General features: G+C 66.5%; 16 protein-coding genes and 1 riboswitch. Of the genes, 10 read left to right on the top strand and 6 right to left on the bottom strand.

The features are described from left to right. Positions 1–27 precede the first annotated feature (27 nt). The 7 genes from QM708_RS00080 (at position 28) to QM708_RS00050 (ending at position 8,430) form a co-directional block, all read left to right on the top strand. Positions 28–1,227 carry a hypothetical protein gene (locus QM708_RS00080; protein ID WP_415103177.1) on the top strand — a complete coding sequence of 400 codons (1,200 nt, stop codon included), beginning with the start codon at positions 28–30 and terminating at the stop codon, positions 1,225–1,227. Positions 1,228–1,276: 49 nt separating this feature from the next. Continuing rightward, complete coding sequence (locus tag QM708_RS00075) at positions 1,277–2,653, top strand: hypothetical protein (protein ID WP_415103175.1); 1,377 nt, start codon at positions 1,277–1,279, stop codon at positions 2,651–2,653. A gap of 56 nt (positions 2,654–2,709) precedes the next feature. After that, complete coding sequence (locus QM708_RS00070) at positions 2,710–3,993, top strand: hypothetical protein (protein ID WP_415103173.1); 1,284 nt, start codon at positions 2,710–2,712, stop codon at positions 3,991–3,993. A gap of 410 nt (positions 3,994–4,403) precedes the next feature. Further along, positions 4,404–4,871, top strand: coding sequence for a hypothetical protein (locus QM708_RS00065; RefSeq protein WP_415103171.1), 468 nt, complete (start codon positions 4,404–4,406; stop codon positions 4,869–4,871). Between the two features lie 193 nt (positions 4,872–5,064). Further along, positions 5,065–6,549: a polysaccharide biosynthesis tyrosine autokinase gene (locus tag QM708_RS00060; protein ID WP_415103169.1), complete on the top strand. Its 1,485-nt coding sequence runs from the start codon at positions 5,065–5,067 to the stop codon at positions 6,547–6,549. Positions 6,550–6,625: 76 nt separating this feature from the next. Next, positions 6,626–7,270 carry a signal peptidase I gene (gene lepB / locus QM708_RS00055; protein WP_415103167.1) on the top strand — a complete coding sequence of 215 codons (645 nt, stop codon included), beginning with the start codon at positions 6,626–6,628 and terminating at the stop codon, positions 7,268–7,270. A 29-nt stretch (positions 7,271–7,299) separates the two neighbouring features. Further along, positions 7,300–8,430: a DUF418 domain-containing protein gene (locus QM708_RS00050; protein WP_415103165.1), complete on the top strand. Its 1,131-nt coding sequence runs from the start codon at positions 7,300–7,302 to the stop codon at positions 8,428–8,430. 72 nt (positions 8,431–8,502) lie between these two features. On the opposite strand, the gene QM708_RS00045 is transcribed toward QM708_RS00050, so the two are convergent. From QM708_RS00045 to QM708_RS00035, 3 genes are read right to left on the bottom strand one after another with little or no spacing between them, the layout of a single operon-like run. Next, on the bottom strand, positions 8,503–9,828 hold the full coding sequence (locus QM708_RS00045) for a hypothetical protein (protein ID WP_415103163.1): 1,326 nt from the start codon (positions 9,826–9,828) through the stop codon (positions 8,503–8,505). Between the two features lie 32 nt (positions 9,829–9,860). Next, on the bottom strand, positions 9,861–10,964 hold the full coding sequence (locus QM708_RS00040) for an LCP family protein (protein WP_415103161.1): 1,104 nt from the start codon (positions 10,962–10,964) through the stop codon (positions 9,861–9,863). 43 nt (positions 10,965–11,007) lie between these two features. Beyond that, positions 11,008–12,399: a replication-associated recombination protein A gene (locus QM708_RS00035; RefSeq protein ID WP_415103159.1), complete on the bottom strand. Its 1,392-nt coding sequence runs from the start codon at positions 12,397–12,399 to the stop codon at positions 11,008–11,010. Positions 12,400–12,521: 122 nt separating this feature from the next. Between QM708_RS00035 and QM708_RS00030 the strand changes: the two genes are divergently transcribed. Next, complete coding sequence (locus QM708_RS00030) at positions 12,522–13,262, top strand: 2,3-bisphosphoglycerate-dependent phosphoglycerate mutase (RefSeq protein ID WP_415103157.1); 741 nt, start codon at positions 12,522–12,524, stop codon at positions 13,260–13,262. 6 nt (positions 13,263–13,268) lie between these two features. Here QM708_RS00030 and QM708_RS00025 read toward each other — a convergent pair whose 3' ends face one another. Beyond that, on the bottom strand, positions 13,269–13,583 hold the full coding sequence (locus QM708_RS00025; RefSeq protein WP_415103155.1) for a DMT family transporter: 315 nt from the start codon (positions 13,581–13,583) through the stop codon (positions 13,269–13,271). 10 nt (positions 13,584–13,593) lie between these two features. Continuing rightward, positions 13,594–13,661, bottom strand: a riboswitch (guanidine-III (ykkC-III) riboswitch). Between the two features lie 20 nt (positions 13,662–13,681). Further along, entirely contained in the window at positions 13,682–14,428 is a 747-nt protein-coding gene (locus tag QM708_RS00020; RefSeq protein ID WP_415103153.1) for a DUF1801 domain-containing protein, read from the bottom strand. Between the two features lie 694 nt (positions 14,429–15,122). Here QM708_RS00020 and QM708_RS00015 point away from each other — a divergent pair. Beyond that, a complete protein-coding gene (locus QM708_RS00015; protein WP_415103151.1) occupies positions 15,123–15,662 on the top strand; it encodes an endonuclease domain-containing protein in 540 nt (179 codons plus the stop codon). Positions 15,663–15,740: 78 nt separating this feature from the next. Here the strand turns inward: QM708_RS00015 and aspS are convergent, their stop codons facing one another. Beyond that, a complete protein-coding gene (aspS, locus tag QM708_RS00010; RefSeq protein WP_415103149.1) occupies positions 15,741–17,558 on the bottom strand; it encodes an aspartate--tRNA ligase in 1,818 nt (605 codons plus the stop codon). 224 nt (positions 17,559–17,782) lie between these two features. Between aspS and QM708_RS00005 the strand changes: the two genes are divergently transcribed. Next, positions 17,783–19,138, top strand: a 1,356-nt coding sequence (locus tag QM708_RS00005; protein WP_415103147.1) for an efflux RND transporter permease subunit, incomplete at its 3' end; no start/stop codon positions are given.

Raw genomic sequence — 19,138 nt, 5'->3', positions numbered from 1 at the left:
TTCCGCCCTGGTCGAAGAGTAGGACGGATGGCTAGCTCACGTCGCGCCCTCAAGCTTGGCGTGGTGGATCAGGGGGTGGTCAGCCTTGGCTCCATTCTCTTCCTGATCTGCGCGGCCCAAGGGATGACACCCGATGCCCTGGGCCTGTTCGCCATCGCGCTGTCATCGGTGCTGTTCGTACAGAGCGTTCTGCGCGCCTTCATCGGTGAGGTCCTCATCGTCGGCAAGGCCCTGGGCACGGGGTCTCCACTGGACGGAGCGTTGAGTGCGGCCCTCGGCGGCGCGCTGGTGTCGTCCGCGGTGTTTGCCATCCTGGCCTTCGCGGTCCCCCCGCTCGCTCCGGCGTTCGCCGGAGCGGCGTTCGCCGCGCCCGGCATCGTGGCTCAAGATCTGTACCGCTTCCACTACATTGCTGAGCGCGAGAGCTCGTCGCTGTTGACCTTCGACCTGCTGGCAGTGATCACCCAGGCAACCGGCATCCTCCTCGCTGCTCGGATGACGGGCTCGCCGCTGGTGGTAGCTATCGCCTGGAGCGGCGGTGCGGGAATGGCCGCGCTGATCTCCACCCTTCGTGTCCGGCCTTCGCTGTCTGCCTCGCGGGCGCGGGATTGGCTGGTCAACACCTGGAGCTCCGGCCTCGCCTACGCGACGGAGGCCATCATCGGCGCTGCGGCGGGGTACGCCATCACGATGGCGTTGGCGGCCTTCCACGCGCCGAGCGAGACCGCCACATTCCGGATCGCGATGTCAGTCTTCGGTCTGTCCAGTCTCCTCATCAACTTCGCGCGCTCGACCCTCGTGCGCGAGACCCGCACCGATGGCATCGCCTCCGCACGGATCTGGCCGAACTACTGGAAGCTCGGTCTGGTCATGATGGCCTCGGTCCTGCTGACCTGGGCCGTGGTCCTTTTGCTGCCCCAGCCCATCGGAATCATCCTCTTCGGGGAGAGCTGGGCATCGGTGGTCGCGGTCGCGGTGGCAGTGATGGTCAACCGCGTCTTCGCGACATGGTCGGTGGTGCCCAGCGTCTTCCTGCGGGCGATGGGCGTGACCTGGCCGGTCACCCGAATCCGGGTGGTGGTCGGTTTCATCGCGTTCGGCGTGGGTCCGGTCGGTGCCGCTCTCGGTGGTGTCACCGGCGCTTTCCTCGGCGACGCATTCATGTACCTTCTTCTTTGGATATCCCTCACGGTTCTGCTGGCCCGGCGCAAAGAGTCCGAATCATGAACGCGGCGTCTCGTGATGCCCGGCTGTGCGGCCCTCATGCGGCAGTTCGATGCCGGATTTCATCGGCTTTGACCAACTCCCCCGCCCTCGCTACGCTGCCGATTTGGTGTCCGCAACGCAGGAGCATCGTGACGTCCCCCTCTTCTCGCATGCCCTACCGGCCGACCTGCGCGTCGCCGCGTCCATCCTGGACACCCTCGAAACTCCACGCTCTGGCCGGCATGCCGGGCGTCCATGGCGAAGCAGGTGTTCGTTGACCGAGGCATGGATCGCCACCAGCTATGGCGCACTCGACCTGAGGAACGACCCGGTCGCGAGCCAGGAAATGGACTACCTCATCCTGTCGTCCCTCCCCAGCTTTCCCGTCGGATTGAAGGGGGAAGAGGGCGCGTTCTGGCGCCGGCTGGCCGATGGTCCCGTCCCCGACGATGAGCTGTCCCCCGCGGAACGGTCCCTCGTCGGCGAGTTCGAGACCTTCGGTCTGGCCTCGCGTGATCCTGCCCACCCCGCGCGCACGTCCTCGGTTCCCGAGCCGTGGCTGACTTCGCCGCTGCACGAGCTGGTTTACTCGATGGTTGCGCATGTCGCGGCCGAATGCGGTGCCGACATCGTCTTCATCAAAGGACCTGCCCTGCACCGACAGGGACTGCGTGCGCGTGAGCATTCTGGAGACGTGGACATCTGGGTCGACCCCAGGAGCTCGGACGAACTCCAGAGTGCTCTGCTCGAATGGGGATGGGAGCTTGTGCCGAATGTCTGGAACGACGTTCCAGTCAATCACTCGGTTACCCTGCGACCGTCCGACTGGGGGTGTGAGATCGATATTCATCGGCACTTCCCGGGGATCGCTCTCGCTGCGGACGATGCCTTCGCACGGCTCAGGAAGATGACCGAGCCGCTGTGCTTCGCAGGAACGGCCACACGGGTGCCCACCGCACCAGCGCACGCGGTGATCGCCGCTTTGCACTTTGCCCGACCGTCGCTTGAAAGCCAATCACGGTCGTCGAGGAACGCCGTGGCGCGGCAAGCACGGAGCGCGCTCGCGGTCGAGTCGCTGCGAAGGGCAGGCAGCGAGGGTCTGCAGTGCGCCAGACTGCTGCGTGCGGACGCCTCCCTCGCACCGTTGCTGAGAGCCGCGTTTCCCGACGAGACAATCGATCCGGACTATCCGCCACCGCCTAACTGGATCTGGCGTGCTGCTCCGACCCGCGCTCAGGGCTACTTCATGGCGCTGAGTGGCCTTCCGCCAGTGAGGCGGGCGCGCCTATTATTTCGCCTCGTATGGCCACGCGCCGAGGTGGCGCTCGCCTCCGATCAAATGGCGGGTGGTGGAGCACGCAGCGCGTTGGCGGCCCGCGTGAAACGTATTTTCCGTGGATTGCGGCAGCTGGAGGATGGCCTGGCGAGCGATGAGAGGGACAAATGAAACAGCGTGGTGCACACGCCGACCGAGCGGTCGACATCGCTGCCGATGAGGCCGTGTTGGAGATCCACTGGCCCTGGTGGCTGCATCCGGCTTGGGCTCTGCTGCTCTTGACCGGATCGATGAGCGTCATCTCCCTGCTCCTCCCGCGCCAGGTCTTCGACCTCTGGCACGTGCACAAGTACCTCGGGCGCGAGGAAGCGGGCCTATTGTTCATCGGCTTGCTCTCGTTCTTCATCGCGCTGATGGTCGCGAGTGCGAGCACCTCGCGGGGTGGTAGCACGGTGATTCGGTTCTCCGCGCGCCAGATCGACTACCTCAACCGGGCCTACACCTTCCTTTACCTCCTCACCGTGGTCGGCTACATGATCTGGATGGCCAGCGCTGCGATGCAGGGGGTCCAGTTGACCGATCTGATGGCCGTCGTGGATCGCGATCCCGGGGCCATCGGCGGCCTGAAGGACAATGCACGCCCGATCGGCGGCCTGACCACGCTGACGCAGTTCGGACCGCTGGTGGTAGCGATCGGTGCCGTACTGCGCCGCCTGAAGAGGGGCGGCAATGCCCTTGCGCTGGTCTTCCTCCTGGCCGCCGTGCGCACGATGTTCTATGCCGAGCGGTTGGCGTTGATCGAGGTGCTGGTACCGCTGATCATCGTGGCGGCCGTGACGGTGCCGAACGACTCGCGCTGGCGTGCGCCGCTTCGCGCCGCCCCGCTGTTCGCCGTTCCGCTCATTTCCGTGGTCTTCGCGGTCTCGGAATACACCCGCAGCTGGATCTACTACGAGTCGACGACCGATGCTTCTTTCGTCGAGTGGGTGTCCACGCGCTTGGCGGCCTACTACGTGACCGCGTTCAACAACAGCGCCATGTTCATGCAGGCGCACGAGGGCTCGTTCGCCACCCCCTACTTCTCCGTGCCTTTCATCTGGAACGCACCGGGCGTTGATGCCTCCAGCCAGGGTGGCATCAACGGTCACGCTGCCGAGGACTGGTGGGCGCTCATCCTCAGCACGCAAGGCAACCGGGAGTTCACCAACGTCGGTTCCTTCCTGGTCACCTACAGCGAGTGGGGACTCACCGGCATGATCCTGTTCTGGGCGCTCGCCGGCCTGATCATCGGCAGGTTGTTCGCGCGACTTACCAAGGGCAGCGTGCCGGCCCTCCTCGCGTACGCAGTGTGCTTCGTCGGCATCCTCGAGCTCCCGCGTTTCATCTACTGGACCCAAGGACGCGCGACGCCGATCATCGTCGCCGCAGTTTTCATCGCCCTGACGTATCCCGCGCGCAGGTCACGTGCCGAGATGAGGAAATCGGCGCGCCAATTTGGTTCCCGGCGCTGACCCTCGGCGCCCAGCACATCCGATAGCCGGCCTGACGGCCTGCCCAGCCAGGCGCCGGAATTGGCCGCCTGTGCGCAGGTGTATCGCTGATTGGCGAGCGCGCCGGTGATCGGTGCGCGCAAATCGTAACCCCCCGGAAACGCAGGGGATGCTCACTCATACCCCAATGCGTCCTCAAGCCCCTGTTCTGCCAAAGGCCGATGGCGCCCGGCGAGCCCACCGGGCCCGTAGGACTTTCGCTGCCCGCACCGGCACGCCACAGCGGAGTTTCACGGGACGAACCAGTTTGCTGAATGATGTTTTGCTCCTGCTAGCATGCTGCCTGTTGGGTTCACTCGTAGTACGGACGGGCACCCGGACAGGTGCAGTCAGTTCGACAGCACACCCCCCAAAGTCGAAAGGATCCTCATATGGATGAGATTGCTCGCGAAGAGGCGCCGAAGGGCCCGTCGCGTCGTACTGTTGTCACCGCTGCCGCCTGGGCAGCTCCGGTGATCGCTGTGGCTGCCGCCGCTCCGATGGCCGCCGCCAGCCAGGAGCCCGAAGAGGCCATGAGCATCGGTGCGACCACCACCAGCCCCCGCGTCGGTAACATCGGCGTTGTTCGCCCCTTCGGCCTCGACGCCAACGGCCAGGACGGCGCCTTCCCTCCCGGCCAGACCTTCACGCTGACCGCCAGCTTCGATTTCCTCGCGTCCGTCGTCTCGTGGGCCAACGGCACCATCACGCCGAACGGCCCCGGCAGCTGGCTGATCACGCCGAACGAAGGCGTCACCAACGTGAACATCACGTTCCGTAGCAGCGTGGCCGGTACTTACGAACTGACCAGCAACGGTCCCATCGATCCCGGGCAGACCTGGGGCGGCGCCGTTCTGTAAGCAGCGTTGCCCGAGTCTAGCTCGGCAACAAGCCTTGTGTGGGGGTGGGTTTAACAAACCTGCCCCCACCTGCGCGCTGTAGTACAACAATGCCGGCGCTTGCGCGCACATCACATCTGCAGCTGCGTCTTCGCACTCACTCTTGCGTTGTCGTGTTTCGTCTTGAAAACGCACGCCTGAGAACAAGGAAGAAATGGAACTTCGCGACTATTTGCGCATAGGTCGTGCCCACTGGGTAGGGATCGTCACGAGCATTCTCCTCGGCGTCAGCCTGGCGGCCGGTTGGTCGCTCCTCCAGCCGCGTGTGTACACCGCGGACGCCAACGGAATGGTAGTCCCCGCCATCAACACCGATGACAGCTCCGCCAGCATGGTGGGCAACAGCTTGGCTCTCTCGCGGGTCAAGTCGTACGTGAGGCTCGGCAGTTGGCGTACCGTGGCCGAGCACACGATCAACGAGCTCGGCCTCACGGACACGCCCGAGTCCTTGGTTCGGCGTGTCACGGTCACCAATCCGCAAGACACCGTCATCATCGAGGTTCGTGCTACGGGCCCCAGCCCTGAGAGCGCCCGCGATCTCGCCAGCGCCTGGGTTCGTGGAATGCAGGCTGAGATCGCTCGGATCGAGGCGCCCAATGACGGCGGCACGCCGCAGGTGAGGCTCGACGCTGCAGATTCGGCCCGCTTGCCGAACGCACCCACCTCGCCCAACGTCAAGCTCGCCTTGGTTCTCGGCGCACTGATCGGAGCGGCGGCAGGCATCGCCTACGCTTTCCTGCGGTACACCCTTGACCGTCGCGTCCGATCCGCTGACGCCGTCGAGCAGGAAACCGAGCTCACCGTGGTCGGCGCCATCCCTGACGAGAAGTCCTTCGCCGACGGCAACCGACTGCTGCCGCTCGACGGCGGTCGCGCGAACGGCAAGGGCAACGAAGGCCTTCATGCAGTAGCTGAGGCCATGCGTGAACTGCGCACCAACATCCAGTTCATGGATGTCGACAATCCCCCTCGATCCGTCGTGATCACGAGCGCGTTGCCCGGTGAAGGAAAGTCGACGACATCGGCCAACCTGGCCATCACGCTCGCGGCGAGCGGCCAACCGGTTGTCCTTCTCGATGGCGATCTACGCCGCCCCATGGTGGCCTCGGTCTTCGGCATCCCCGGCGAGGTCGGTCTCACCGATGTCTTGGCCGGACGCGCATCCATCGAGGATGTCGCACAGCCCGTCGGACCGCACCAGAAGCTGATGGTTGTCGCCGCGGGTCGTATTCCGCCCAATCCCAGCGAGTTGCTGGGTTCTCAGCGCATGCGCGACCTGATCCGGAGCTTGACCGAGGAAGCCTTCGTCATCATCGATGCTCCCCCGCTCATCCCCGTCACCGACGCCTCGGTTCTCAGTCACAACACTGACGGAGCAGTCCTGGTGACCACCGTGGGGAAGACCACGATCGACGCGCTGCTGAAGGCGCAGAGCAACCTCGACCGCGCTGGCGGCCGTGCGCTCGGCGTGGTGCTCAATCGTGTGCCGCGCAAGGGCTCCGGATCGGCCTACTACGGCTATCAGTACACCGGTGACTACTACCAGTCCACCGAGGACGCGTCCGCAGCACCAGACTCAGAGGTGGTGCCGGCGACTGGCTCGGGTGGTCCGGGAAATCGGCGTGGCGCCGGCGAATAGCGGCGTGCCTCTATCTGATTCTCCTCCAGGGCGGCGATCGCGCTGGAGGAGAATCACGACCCACCCGTTCACACACGTGGTCGCGGTCTTCGTGGTTCTGGCCATCGTGCAGGCTTTCGCCGTCAAGGCGTTCCAGGTGCCGAGTTCCTCAATGGAGCCTGTTCTCAAGCCGGGCGACCGGGCTCTCGTCAATCGAACAGCCTATATGTCGGGCGCCCCGGTCGTAGGTGACATCGTGGCCTTCACCTGGCCGGAGGACTGGCCGAGTCAGCCCTCTGAGCGCGGGGCGCTACGGACTGTCATCGGCTGGGTGGGGGACATCGTCGGCTTCGGCCCCTCCAATACCGATGTGCTCGTGAAACGAGTGTTAGCAGGGCCGGGTGACACGGTGGAGTGTTGTGACGATCTAGGCCATCTATTACGCAATGGGCAGCAGGCGTCCGAGCCCTTCCTCGGCAGCGATCTCCCTTTCGTATCCGGGCAGCTGGATTGCACCACCTCACCGCGCTCGACGCGGTGTTTTCCCATGATCACTGTGCCCGACGACCACTATTTGATGGTCGGGGACAATCGCGCGCGATCCAGTGATTCGGTGACTTTGTGTCGTGGTGCCGACGCTGCGGCAGCGTCGGATTGTGCACGTTTGGTATCTCGCCAACGCATCATTGGCAAGGTGTTCTTCGTCGTGTTTCCGTTCGATCGATGGGGGGCGCCGAAATGACCAAGAAAATCCCCCCTACACTGGTCGGTATGCCCACCCCCCTCCCGACCTCCAGCACGCGCTGGTATGTGCTCGACGCCGCTCGCGGAATCGCTGTCGTCACGATGGTGATCGCGCACACGATGCCGTATGTACGGTCCATCACACCCGCCGCGGTCGACTTCGCCGTGGCCGCCCTCAACCCGGCAGCCCCGCTGTTCGCTTTGCTGGTTGGCCTCACGATGGCCCTTACCTCACGGTCCGCGGCCGCGTCCGCACGTGGGCGTTCCAGTTATCGCCGCGGCACCGTCGCGCGGTCGGTGGTCCTCATCTGCCTTGGGCTCTTGCTGGGCATGACGTACTCCGGCGTCTCGGTGGTGCTCGACTACCTCGGGGTGACGCTGATGGCGACCGTGCCGTTCATCTTCCTGGCACCGCGCGCGCTTCTTGTCGCTACCGCCGTGGTGACACTGTTCGGCCCCCTTGTGGTGAGCGCTGCCAGGGCGGCCGTTGCGGCGCATCCTGCCTTGATTCAACCGCGCACACCTGTGGCGACGATCGCTGACTGGATCGTCCTGGGCGAAGACTACCGGCTGCTCAGTTTGCTTCCACTGTTCCTGCTCGGTCTCGCGTTGGGTCGGATTGGCCTGGCTCGTGGAGGCCTTCCCGCCATCCGGCTCATCGCCGTATCCGCCCTCGTGTTTGCTGCCTGCTCCGCCTGGGGATGGCGTGACATGCCCGGATTCGATATCCCCGGCGGACACTATGAGGTCGTCCGCGACATCGCGACCGCAGTCGGTGCCTTTGCAGTGATCTACTACCTCACCGATGCCGCCACCGAGCGCGTCCAGCGAGCGTCCCGATGGCTCCTGACGCCCTTCACTGCGCAGGGCCGGATGGCGCTTTCCGTCTACGCGCTTCACGTCACGATACTCATCGCTATTCAAAAGGGATGGGTCATTCCCGACCTCAAGGAACGACTGATGAGCTCACACCCCCCACTGGGATGGCTGATCCAGATCGGGGTACTCATGGTTTGCTGGCTCTTCGCGACCCTGTGGTGGCGCTGGCTCGGAGTTGGTCCTCTTGAGCGGGTGATGGGGTTTGTCTCCGGGCGGCATCCGTTATCGTCATTGTGGGCGACGCCGCAGCCCCGATCGATTCCCTTGGCACAACATTGAGCCTGGGGCCGGTTGATAGACCCGAAACCCCTCGCCCGCATCTCGTCGCTACGGCTCAAACTCGGCGGCGGCTCACGGGGCAACGCGCTCGAGAATCCCCTCCGTCTGGAGCGTGTGCAGCACCACACCGATAGCATCAGCCACCGCGTCCGTGTCGAACTCGATGTCTTCCGCGACGGCCCCGATCAGTCGTCGGCTGGTGATCCCGCGGGAGCCCGAAAGGACATCCCATACCCGTCGGGCCGGGCCTTCGAGTCCGAGCGACGTCACTCGGTCGTCGCTCGTGTGCTCGTCGCCTTCGCGGATGCGCCACGAGGGCTCATCGGCGAGGACCCCATCGGCGAGTAGCTCGTCGATCGCGGCTTTGACGATGGTGAGCGCCTGGCCACCGTCGGGTTCGCCGTAGGCGTCCACGGCAGCGGCCACCAACCGGTCGACGGGGGCGCCGTCAGCGGCCCGCCACAGTGCCGGAGCGATCCCCGAGAGCAGGCGGAAGATCACCGTCCCCGACGGCTCGGATTGCAGGAGCGCCACCCGGTCAGGATCGTTGAGTGGCAGCGCGTCCAGGTACGCAGCGCGGTAGCAGGCTGACCGACCTGATGCTGCTTGCGCAAGGGTGAGCGGATCACCGAGACCTGGCGACTCGGGGTCACGGAAGAGGGTTCCTACCGTTTCCGCCAGCGACTCCGCTTCGCGGTAGATGATCCTTCGCACGCCCCCCGTAGCAGCCACATGGGATGCGATCGTCCGCAGGGGGGCGGGAAGCTCCCCGACGTAGCTGGTCTGCGCGATCAGATCAGGAAGCGCGTCGCCAAGATCACAATCCTCGACGATGGGAATCTCCGGACCATCGGTGCGGCGGTCCAGCAAGATCAGGCCGGACAGCTGCAGTGGCGCCTCCGGAAGGCGGCGCAGCCCCAACTCGTCCGGCGGACGCTGCGCCTTGACCCATCCGGCTTTTTCGATCACGGACAACGGCTTGCGGTACGGAACGACACTGCCATCCGCGGCGACGCCAACCGTCTCGTCGGTGAGGTAGCCGAAGTGTGTCGCCAGCGCGCGAACCGCGGTCGTCTTTCCGCGGCCGGACGGACCCACCAAGGCGAGAACCCGACCCCGTTCATCGGCGATACCTGCCGCGTGCAGCATCCATAGCTCGCCGCGACACGCCTCGATCGCGGCCAGTGTCACTGCCTGCGAAAGCAGGGTTAGCATCTGATCCAGCGGACGATCAGCAGCCACCGGAACGGTGAGCGTCGGCGTCGGCAGGGGGTCTCCGGGTGCTGCTTCCGCGCCCCGCCACACCCGGCGCACCGTAGCGGCATCCGCCTCGGACAGCCCGCTCAGGTCGAGACGGACGGAGCGTCCCAGCGCGAGGACTGCTGAATCGTTATGCACTGAAGTAGTCTATCGGGGTCGCGGTGCCGCGATCATCCACCGTACTTGGAGTAGAAATCCTTCATTGTGTCGGTGCGCAAGGCAACCCGGAGATCATGGACGGCGTCCCAGTTGACATGAACAACCGACTGGTCCCCCACCATGCCAGTGCCGGCATTCGGCAGCCCGAGGGATCGAATGTTGTTGAAGGCCGCAGACGACTCCATGCCCAGTCCGACGATGACGTCGTTCGTCAGACCTGAATCAACTTTGAATTGTGAACCCAGTTTCGTGACGGCTTCGTTGAACTTGACGGGATTGCTGACCACACCCGCCGAGGAGAGCTTCTTGCCGATCGCTCCGATCACGTCGCGCTGACGCTGAGCACGAGCGAAATCACCGCCCGGCAGATCGTAGCGCTCCCGCACGAAGCGAAGTGCTTGCTCACCGTTCAAGGTGATCTCCCCCTTGGGGAAGTCGAACCCGCCCGAACTTGAGCTGTGCCGGTTGTACACGGTGACCCCGCCAAGGGTGTCGATCACGTTGACGAAGCCTTCGAAGTTGGTCACGACCGCGTGGTCCATCGGCACGGTCAGGATGCGGTTGAGAGTGGACACGGTCAACGCCGGGCCACCGAACGAGTAGGCCCAGTTGATCTTGCCCTTGCCGCGGCCAGGAATGTCGACCCAGGAGTCGCGCGGGAAGCTCACCAGGTAAGCCGCGTCGCGACTACCGGGGATGTGGATGAGTTGCAGCACATCGGAGCGCCCGCGGTCGCTGCCGCGCGAGTCCGAGCCCATCAGCACGATGTTGACCGGCTTCGTAGCGCCGTAGGAGATCGGCGGAAGCGCCTTCTCAGGCGAGCCTTCGCCGCCTTGACCTTCGCCTGCTCCTTCACCCTTCTTCGCCTCGCCCGGGGCCGCCGTCGTCTCACCACCGGTGACCTCGCCCTGGTCGAGCGGCATCATCGAATCGTCACGTTGCACCGCGTCGAGAGCGCGCCACATCGATGAGGCATAGATCCCGACGATTCCGCCCACGCCGAGGATGAGAACCAGCAATACCGTCAGCACAATCCGCAAGCCACGGCGCTTGCGCTGGGGATTCGTGACGTCATCGGTCGAGTCGTCAAGAATGGACAACGGTTGCTCGCTCATGAGGTCGAAGTTTAGCGGCGATTCCACGGAGTAGCTGACATGCTCATTCCGGATGATCTGCCGACGGTGAACGACCGAGCAGTGCGCGGATCGATTCGAGCCGTTCCGAAATCGCCGCCTCGTTCCCGTGCGTGGTCGGTTCGTAATAGCGGGCGTGGGCGAGATCGTCGGGCAGGTACTGCTGACGTGCCACCGCGTGCGGGTGGTCGTGGGCGTATCGATAGCCCTTGCCGTGCCCCAGCGCTTTGGCGCCCGCATAGTGCGCGTCGCGCAGGTGCAACGGGACCGGGCCGCCCTTGCCCGCGGCGACATCCGCCTGGGCTTTGCCGATGGCGAGGGTGACCGCGTTGGACTTGGGTGCGGTCGCGCAGGCCACCACGGCGTGAGCGAGGTTCAGATAGCCCTCGGGCATCCCGATCAGCTGCACCGCTTGCGCGGCCGCCACGCAGGTCTGCAACACCGAGGGCGCTGCCATGCCGATGTCCTCGCTGGCGAGGATGATCAGGCGGCGCGCGATGAAGCGTGGGTCTTCGCCGCCGGCCAGCATGCGCGCCAGGTAGTGTAGGCCGGCATCCACATCCGACCCGCGCAGCGACTTGATGAAGGCGCTGATGATGTCGTAATGCTGGTCGCCGTCGCGGTCGTAACGCACCGCCGCCTTGTCAACAGCCAGTTCGAGCGCTTCGGATGTGATCGTGGTGCTGCCCAGTGCGGACGCCGACGCACTGGCCTCCTCCAGATAGGTGAGTGCGCGGCGGGCGTCCCCGCCGGCCAGCCGGACCAGGGTCGCGCGCGCGTCCGGATCGAGAGAGTACGGCTCGCCCTGCGGGGTGCGAACGCCGCGCTCGTCGGTGAGGGCCCGATCGAGCAGTGCGTCGATGTCGGCGTCGGTGAGGGGTTTCAGAGTCAGCAACAACGAGCGGGACAGCAACGGGGAGATCACCGAGAACGACGGATTCTCGGTGGTGGCGGCGATCAGCGTGACCAGTCGGTTCTCCACCGCCGGCAGCAGGACGTCCTGCTGGGCCTTGTTGAACCGGTGCACCTCGTCGACGAAGAGCACCGTGCCCGTGCCGCGGGCCAGTTCGCGCTTGGCGGCGTCCAGTTCGGCGCGCACCTCGCGCACCCCTGCGGTGACACCCGACAACTCGACGAAGCGCCGGTTCGTCGCCCGCGAGACCACCGACGCGATCGTCGTCTTGCCCACCCCTGGCGGTCCCCACAGGAAGACCGACATCGGCTGACCGTCCGCGAGCCGGCGTAGCGGGGACCCGGGGCCGAGCAGGTGCTGCTGGCCGACGATCTCGTCGACGGTGCGTGGACGCATCCGGACCGCCAGCGGCACGCCTTCGTGTTGCGCGCCGGACAGCGATCCACCGCCGCGCGCGGCGACCGGCGCCTGCGCCGGATCGGGATTGCCGAACAGATCAGTCACACCGGCCACGGTACCGCGCGGCGCGGACAATTCTGGCGCGGCGAGATGCCCGCGGTGGGTGTCCGCAGCCGGAGTTCACTCCCCCGGCCTCGCATCGCTTGGAGGAAAGCCAGAATGGGCACATGGGGACGCTGATGTTGCTGCGCCACGGCGAGACGACGTTCAACGCCGGCCAGGTGTTCACCGGGCTGCTCGACGCCGGGCTGACACCCGCGGGCGAGTCCCAGGTGGCGGTGGCCGCCGGGCTCATCACTGACGAAGGCCTCGTCCCGGACGTCCTGTGGCAGTCGACCATGCTGCGCGCCCGGCGGACGACCGAACTGTTGCTCGGCCACCTCGGCCTCGACGGCGTCCCCATCAAGGAATCGTGGCGGCTCGTCGAGCGCGCCTACGGCTGCCTCACCGGGGTGTCGAAGTCCGATGCGCGCCGGCTGCACGGCGAGGAGGCCTTCTTCGCCTGGCGGCGGACGATGCGCGGGCGTCCGCTGCACGCCGATCCGGCGACGGTGGCGACCTGGACCGATCCCGGCCCCGTGCCCGAACGCGGCCCACTCGATGCGGGCATCGGCGAATCGCTCGCCGACGTGGTCGCGCGCGTAGAACCGGTGTGGCACGAGCAGATCCGCCCCGCGGTCCAGGCCGCCGAGTCGACCGTCTTCCTCGTCGCGCACGGCAACACGCTGCGCGCGCTCGCCGCAGTGATGCACCACCTGCCCGACCGTGACGTGGAGCACCTGAACATCCCCGCCGGGCATCCGTTCGTGGTGTCCGTCACTCCCGAGCAGGTGGGCGAGCCTCGCTACCTGGATCCACACACCGCCCACCACGCCGCGGCCGCGGTGGCCGCCGAAGGCGGAACGTGACCATGGCTAGTGGAGAACCTTGAGACCCACCACGCCGGACACGATCGCGACCAGGCAGGCGATCTTCGCGATCGAGATCGGCTCCTCGCCGCTGATCATCGCCACGATGACCGTCAGCGAAGCGCCGATGCCGACCCACACGGCATACGAGGTACCCACGGGGAGTTCGCGCATCGCCCAGCCGAGCCCGATCATGCTCAGCGTCATCGCGACGAGGAAAACAACCGATGGGCCGAGCTTGCTGAGCCCCTCGGAGCGGCTGAGCGCGGTGGCCCACACCGCCTCCAGGCAACCGGAGACGACAAGAACGATCCAGGACATGACTGGCCTCCTCGGGCCGTCTTGTCGCACACCGGGTACGGCACCCCTCGTCCGGGAGGCTCCGAGCCGGAGCCATCGGCCATCCAGGGTAGCAAAGGCTACGCCGCGGCCAAGGCGGCCACCACGCGGCGCAGCAGGTCGCGCGGCAACTCGGTCTCGAGCCCAAACCACAGCGTTCCCTTGCCCCGGCGGTACGGCTCGAGTTCCGCGTTCAGACCGTCATCCTTCGGGATCGGATAGAGCGACACGTGATCGGCCCAGCCGCCGACGAACACCTTGCACCGGGTGCGACCCACCCGGTAGCCGATCACGCCGTAGCTGAGTTCTTCCTTCGCCTCCGGGATCACCTCGCGCACCAACGCGCGCAATTCGTCGAACGGCGGCCGCGCCGGCGCGGGTACCCGCGCGATGTACTCCTCGGCGGTGGTGATCTTGGCCGGCGGCGCCACCACCAGGCCATACGACACCCGGAGCATGGACTCGAGCACCTCCAGGTCGAGATCGGCGAGCTTCGTCGCATACAGGCACGAGACGCTGACCGAGTGTTTCCCCAGCGTGGCGAGGTGCTCGCCGTAGCGGTCGAAGCCCTCGCTGAAGTAGATCGTGAGCCGCGCCTTGCGCGGACTGAACGCGAGCCCCGGCATGTCGCCTTCGCGCCCGGAGTCGTAGCGGTAGTGCTGCGAGCCGAAGCCGATGATGCTCGGCCCCCACAGCACCGGCTCCTCGCCGGTGATCTTCTTCATGATGCCGATCAGGGCGGTCGCCTCATCCCGCCGGCGCTCGGTCAGTACGGCAAGGAAGTCCTCAACGCTCCCTGCCGTCGGCTGGGTCTTGTTCTCGGCCATGCGCACACAGTGCCAGGTGCCCGAAGTCAGGGCAATGGCACGCGGTGTCCAGCGCGAGCGCAGTAAATCACTTCACTCAAATTTCTGAGCTCGCGTAGAACATCAGTCGGACTGATGTTCTACGCGTCGGCCGGACAACGAGTGAAGTGATTTACTGCGCTCGACCCAGACACCCCGCCGCGACCCGATCGGCGCGCGGCCGGGCGCCGAGGCCGGCCACCTCCCCGTGCCAGTCGGCGGGCATGGCGGCCTCGCGACCACGCCGGAGGCCAGCCTGACGACCTCCAAACGCCGGCATCCACCTTCTCTTCGCCCCGTCCGGCCAATTTGATGCCAAAATCCGGGCCTCGCCGCCTATTGCCTAGGCATGAATGACGTTCCAGCCCGGACAACCGTGCATCGCCCCACGCCCGGCCTTGCTCAGAGATCAGCACACCGCGCCTTCCGTCGAGGAGAAGTCGACCGGATCCTTCCCGGCGTATACGGCCCGCCGGGGAGCCTGGGCCCGCTTGAGTGCCGAGTCGAGGCGCTCCGTCTCCTCGATCCCGATGCCGTGATCACAGGTGTGTCCGCAGCCGGCCTCATCTGGTGGCGGGAACTCGTCGTAGGCGACCTGACCGCCGCGCGAGCAGGCTGTCCACCGCCCGCGCCGGGATTCTCGTGGGAAAGGCGAACGATCCCCGACGAGTTGATCATGGAGTTCCACGGCCTCAAGTTCACCAGCCCCGCGCTTGCCGTGCTCGACCTGATTCCGCGCCATGGCGGGAACGCCATCGACGAGGCACTCCGGCGCCGCGTGGTGACGTTGCCGCAGTTGTGGCGGGCACTCGAACTCACCCCCGGTCGCCGCGGGAACTCGCTTCGGCGCGCGCTGCTGGAGGACTCACGAGATCTTCCCTGGTCAGAGGCTGAACGACTGCTGCATCGCCATCTGCGCGCCGGTGAATATCCCTGGCCTTTCGTCACGAACCATCCGTTCACCCTGACCGATGGGCGCCGGATCTACTTCGATGCCGCGATCCGCGAACTGCGACTCGGCTTCGAGGCCGACGGGTACGAGCACCACGGCCCTCGGGCGGCGTTCGAACGCGACCGGGACCGCGACAGCGACCTCGCCGCGCAAGGGTGGGCGTCGCATCGGTTCACCGCGGCCTTCTTGCAGCACCGCCCCGAAGAGACCCGCAGCCGGATGACGAGCATCATCAAGCATCGCATCCGAGAACTCGGACTCTGAACAGACCTGGGGTGGCTTCGACCACACGACAAGGCCCCGCCGGCAGGTGATTCCTACCGGCGGGGCCTTGGCGTGCGATCAGGCCTTCGGGGCTTCCGGCTTCGCGGCCTCACCCGGGGCGGGCTTGACGACCGGCTTGGCGTCGACGCCTGCCTCCTTGCGCTGTTGCGCCGTGATGGACGCCGGCGCCTCGGTCAGCGGGTCGAAGCCGCCGCCCGACTTCGGGAACGCGATGACGTCGCGAATGGTCTCGAAGCCGCCGAGCAGCATGACGAGGCGGTCCAGGCCGAAGGCGATGCCGCCGTGCGGCGGGGCGCCGTAGCTGAAGGCGTCCAGCAGGAAGCCGAACTTCTCCTGCGCCTCTTCGGTGCTCAGGCCCATCACGTTGAACACGCGCTCCTGCACGTCGCGGCGGTGGATACGGATCGAGCCGCCGCCCACCTCATTGCCGTTGCAGATGAAGTCGTAGCCGTACGACAGCGCGGAACCGGGATCGGTGTCGAAGCTGTCCAGCGACTCGGGCTTGGGCGAGGTGAACGCGTGGTGCACCGCGGTCCACCGTCCGCCACCGACGGCGACATCACCGGAGGCGACGGCATCCGCCGAGGACTTGAACATCGGCGCATCGACCACCCACAGGAACGACCAGGCATTCTCGTCGATCAGGCCGCAGCGGCGGCCGATCTCCAGGCGGGCGGCGCCGAGCAGTTCCTGCGAGGTCTCGCGGGCACCGGCGGCGAAGAAGATCGCGTCGCCCGGGGAGGCGTCCATCGCCGCGGCGATGCCCTCACGCTCGGTCTCGGAGATGTTCTTGGCGACCGGGCCACCCAGGGTGCCGTCCTCGCCGACCGTGATGTAGGCCAGGCCACGCGCGCCGCGCTGCTTGGCCCATTCCTGCCAGGCGTCGAACTGGCGGCGCGGCAGCGAGGCCCCGCCGGGCATCACGACGCCACCCACGTAGGGCGCCTGGAACACCCGGAACGGGGTCTCGGCGAAGAACGCGGTCAGTTCGCGGATCTTCAGGTCGAAGCGCAGGTCGGGCTTGTCGGAGCCGTAGTCGTTCATGGCGTCGTGCCACGACATCCGCGGCAGCGGGGTGGGCATCTCGACGCCGATCAGGCGCCAGCAGGCGGCCATCACGTCTTCGGCGAGCGCGATTACGTCGTCCTGGTCGACGAAGCTCATCTCGATGTCGAGCTGGGTGAACTCGGGCTGGCGGTCGGCGCGGAAGTCCTCGTCGCGGTAGCAGCGGGCGATCTGGTAGTAGCGCTCCATGCCGGCGACCATCAGCAGCTGCTTGAACAGCTGCGGGCTCTGCGGCAGCGCGTACCACTTGCCCGGATGCAGGCGGGCCGGCACCAGGAAGTCGCGGGCGCCCTCAGGGGTCGAGCGGGTCAGCGTCGGGGTCTCGATGTCGTAGAAGTCGTGCCCGGCGAGCACCTCGCGGATCACCTGGGTCACCTTCGAGCGCAACACGAGCGCCTCGTGCTGGCGCGGACGCCGCAGGTCGAGGTAGCGGAACTTGAGTCGGGCGTCCTCGCCCACCGAGGTGCGCTCGTCGATCTGGAAGGGCAGTGGCGCGGCCGGGTTCAGCACCTCGAGCTCGCGGATCGCCACCTCCACCGCACCGGTGGGGATGTTCGGGTTGACGTTCTCCGGCGTCCGGGCGTCGACGACGCCGGTCACCTGGATGCAGAACTCGTTGCGCAGATCGTCGATGCCGGCCGAGGCGAGGTATTCGTCGCGGACGACCACCTGGCAGATGCCCGAGGCGTCCCGCAGATCGATGAAGGCGACGCCGCCGTGATCGCGGCGCTTGGCCACCCATCCGGCGAGGGTCACGGTCTGTCCAACGTGCTCAAAGCGGAGGGTTCCCGCTTCGTGCGTGCGCAGCATGATGTTCCTTTCTCAGCCCCGCATAGACGGTGCGGGCGCGTTCGGCCCAGTTTAGGCCGACGGACGCCGCCGCGCGCGCCGCCGGCCGGTCGCGGACGCCGGCTGGCCTGTTCCGGGTCTCCGGGACCGCGTTCGTCGAACAAATGGTTCGGTATATCCTCACCAACGCCCGGTCGTCACCGGCCAGTCACAACGCCTTCCAGGCGCTACGAAGGGATCGGCTTGTGGTCCGTTTGACCAAGCTCAGCCTGACACACCGCACCGTGGTGATGCTGCTCACCGTGCTCACGATCGCGCTGGGAACCTATGCCGCGGGCACGCTGCGCCAGGAGATGATCCCCTCGATCGACGTGCCGCGCGGCGCCATCGTCACCGTGCAGATGGGTGCCGCACCCGATGTGGTCGAGGCGCAGGTGTCGCGCCCGATCGAGTCGGCGGTCAAGGGCGTCGACGGTGTCACCTCGGTCACCTCACGCTCCTCATCGGGCGTCTCGCAGGTGTCGGTGCAGTGGGAGTTCGGCGTCGCCGCCGACGAGATGGCCAACCGGCTGCGCAGCGCCGTCGACGGCATCAAGAACTCGCTGCCGTCCGGTGTGGATCCGAGGGTGATCACCGGCGGCACCGACGACATCCCTGTGGTGATGCTGGCCCTGTCCTCGAATGAGGATCTCGCCACTCTGTCCACCAAGGCCACCGAGGTGGTCATCCCCGCGCTGCAGTCAGTCCCGGGCGTGCGCGAGGCAAGCGTCGCCGGTCGCGAACAGCGCGAGATCGCGATCGCCTACGACCCGGCCAAACTGGACGCCGAAGGCATCGACCCCGCCACCATCGGCCAGTTCTTCGCCGCGAGCGCCACCGCGATCCCGTCCGGCACCCTGCACGCTGAGGCGGCCAACCTGGACGTCCAGACCGGCCGCACCTTCTCCACCACCGAGGAGATCGCGAACCTGCGCCTGCTCGGCACCGACGGACCGGTCCGGCTCGGCGATGTGGCCAGCGTGAGCGAGCAGCCGGTCGAGAGCACGTCGATCTCGCGGGTCGCCGGCGCCGCCGCGGTCACCGTGTCGCTCACCAAGCAACCGGACGCCAACACGGTCGCCGTCTCGCACGCGATCGCCGAACAGACCGCCGCGCTGGAGCGCGAACTGGGCCATGGGGCGTCCTTCATCACCGTCTTCGACCAGGCGCCGTTCATCGAACAGTCGATCCACGACCTCACCGTCGAGGGCGGCATCGGCCTGGCGATGGCGGTGCTGGTGATCCTGATGTTCCTGCGGTCGGTGCGGCCGACGCTGATCACGGCGGTGTCGATCCCACTGTCGCTGCTGATCGCGATCATCGGGCTGTGGGTTGGCGGGCACACCCTCAACATCCTCACCCTCGGCGCACTCACCGTCGCGATCGGGCGTGTCGTCGACGACTCGATCGTCGTCATCGAGAACATCAAACGCCACCAGGGCCACGGCGAGCGAGGCCGCACCTCGATCGTGAACGCCGTCGGTGAGGTCGCCGGCGCGATCACCAGTTCGACGCTGACCACGGTCGCCGTCTTCGCGCCGATCGGGCTGGTCGGCGGACAG

Source organism: Propioniciclava sp. (assembly GCF_047602245.1).
In the GTDB taxonomy this organism is placed as follows: Bacteria; Actinomycetota; Actinomycetes; order Propionibacteriales; family Propionibacteriaceae; genus Propioniciclava.
The sequence above is the reverse complement of the archived record's forward strand: the minus strand, read 5'-3'. Positions and strand labels throughout refer to the sequence as shown.

Bases quoted from the DNA above. Each gene is read 5' to 3' on its own strand.
- QM708_RS00080 (WP_415103177.1), top strand. From the start codon at position 28: ATGGCTAGCTCACGTCGCGCCCTCAAGCTTGGCGTGGTGGATCAGGGG.
- QM708_RS00075 (WP_415103175.1), top strand. From the start codon at position 1,277: ATGCCGGATTTCATCGGCTTTGACCAACTCCCCCGCCCTCGCTACGCT.
- QM708_RS00065 (WP_415103171.1), top strand. From the start codon at position 4,404: ATGGATGAGATTGCTCGCGAAGAGGCGCCGAAGGGCCCGTCGCGTCGT.
- QM708_RS00060 (WP_415103169.1), top strand. From the start codon at position 5,065: ATGGAACTTCGCGACTATTTGCGCATAGGTCGTGCCCACTGGGTAGGG.
- QM708_RS00050 (WP_415103165.1), top strand. From the start codon at position 7,300: ATGCCCACCCCCCTCCCGACCTCCAGCACGCGCTGGTATGTGCTCGAC.
- QM708_RS00040 (WP_415103161.1), bottom strand. From the start codon at position 10,964: ATGAGCGAGCAACCGTTGTCCATTCTTGACGACTCGACCGATGACGTC.
- QM708_RS00030 (WP_415103157.1), top strand. From the start codon at position 12,522: ATGGGGACGCTGATGTTGCTGCGCCACGGCGAGACGACGTTCAACGCC.
- QM708_RS00025 (WP_415103155.1), bottom strand. From the start codon at position 13,583: ATGTCCTGGATCGTTCTTGTCGTCTCCGGTTGCCTGGAGGCGGTGTGG.
- QM708_RS00020 (WP_415103153.1), bottom strand. From the start codon at position 14,428: ATGGCCGAGAACAAGACCCAGCCGACGGCAGGGAGCGTTGAGGACTTC.
- QM708_RS00015 (WP_415103151.1), top strand. From the start codon at position 15,123: ATGGAGTTCCACGGCCTCAAGTTCACCAGCCCCGCGCTTGCCGTGCTC.
- aspS (WP_415103149.1), bottom strand. From the start codon at position 17,558: ATGCTGCGCACGCACGAAGCGGGAACCCTCCGCTTTGAGCACGTTGGA.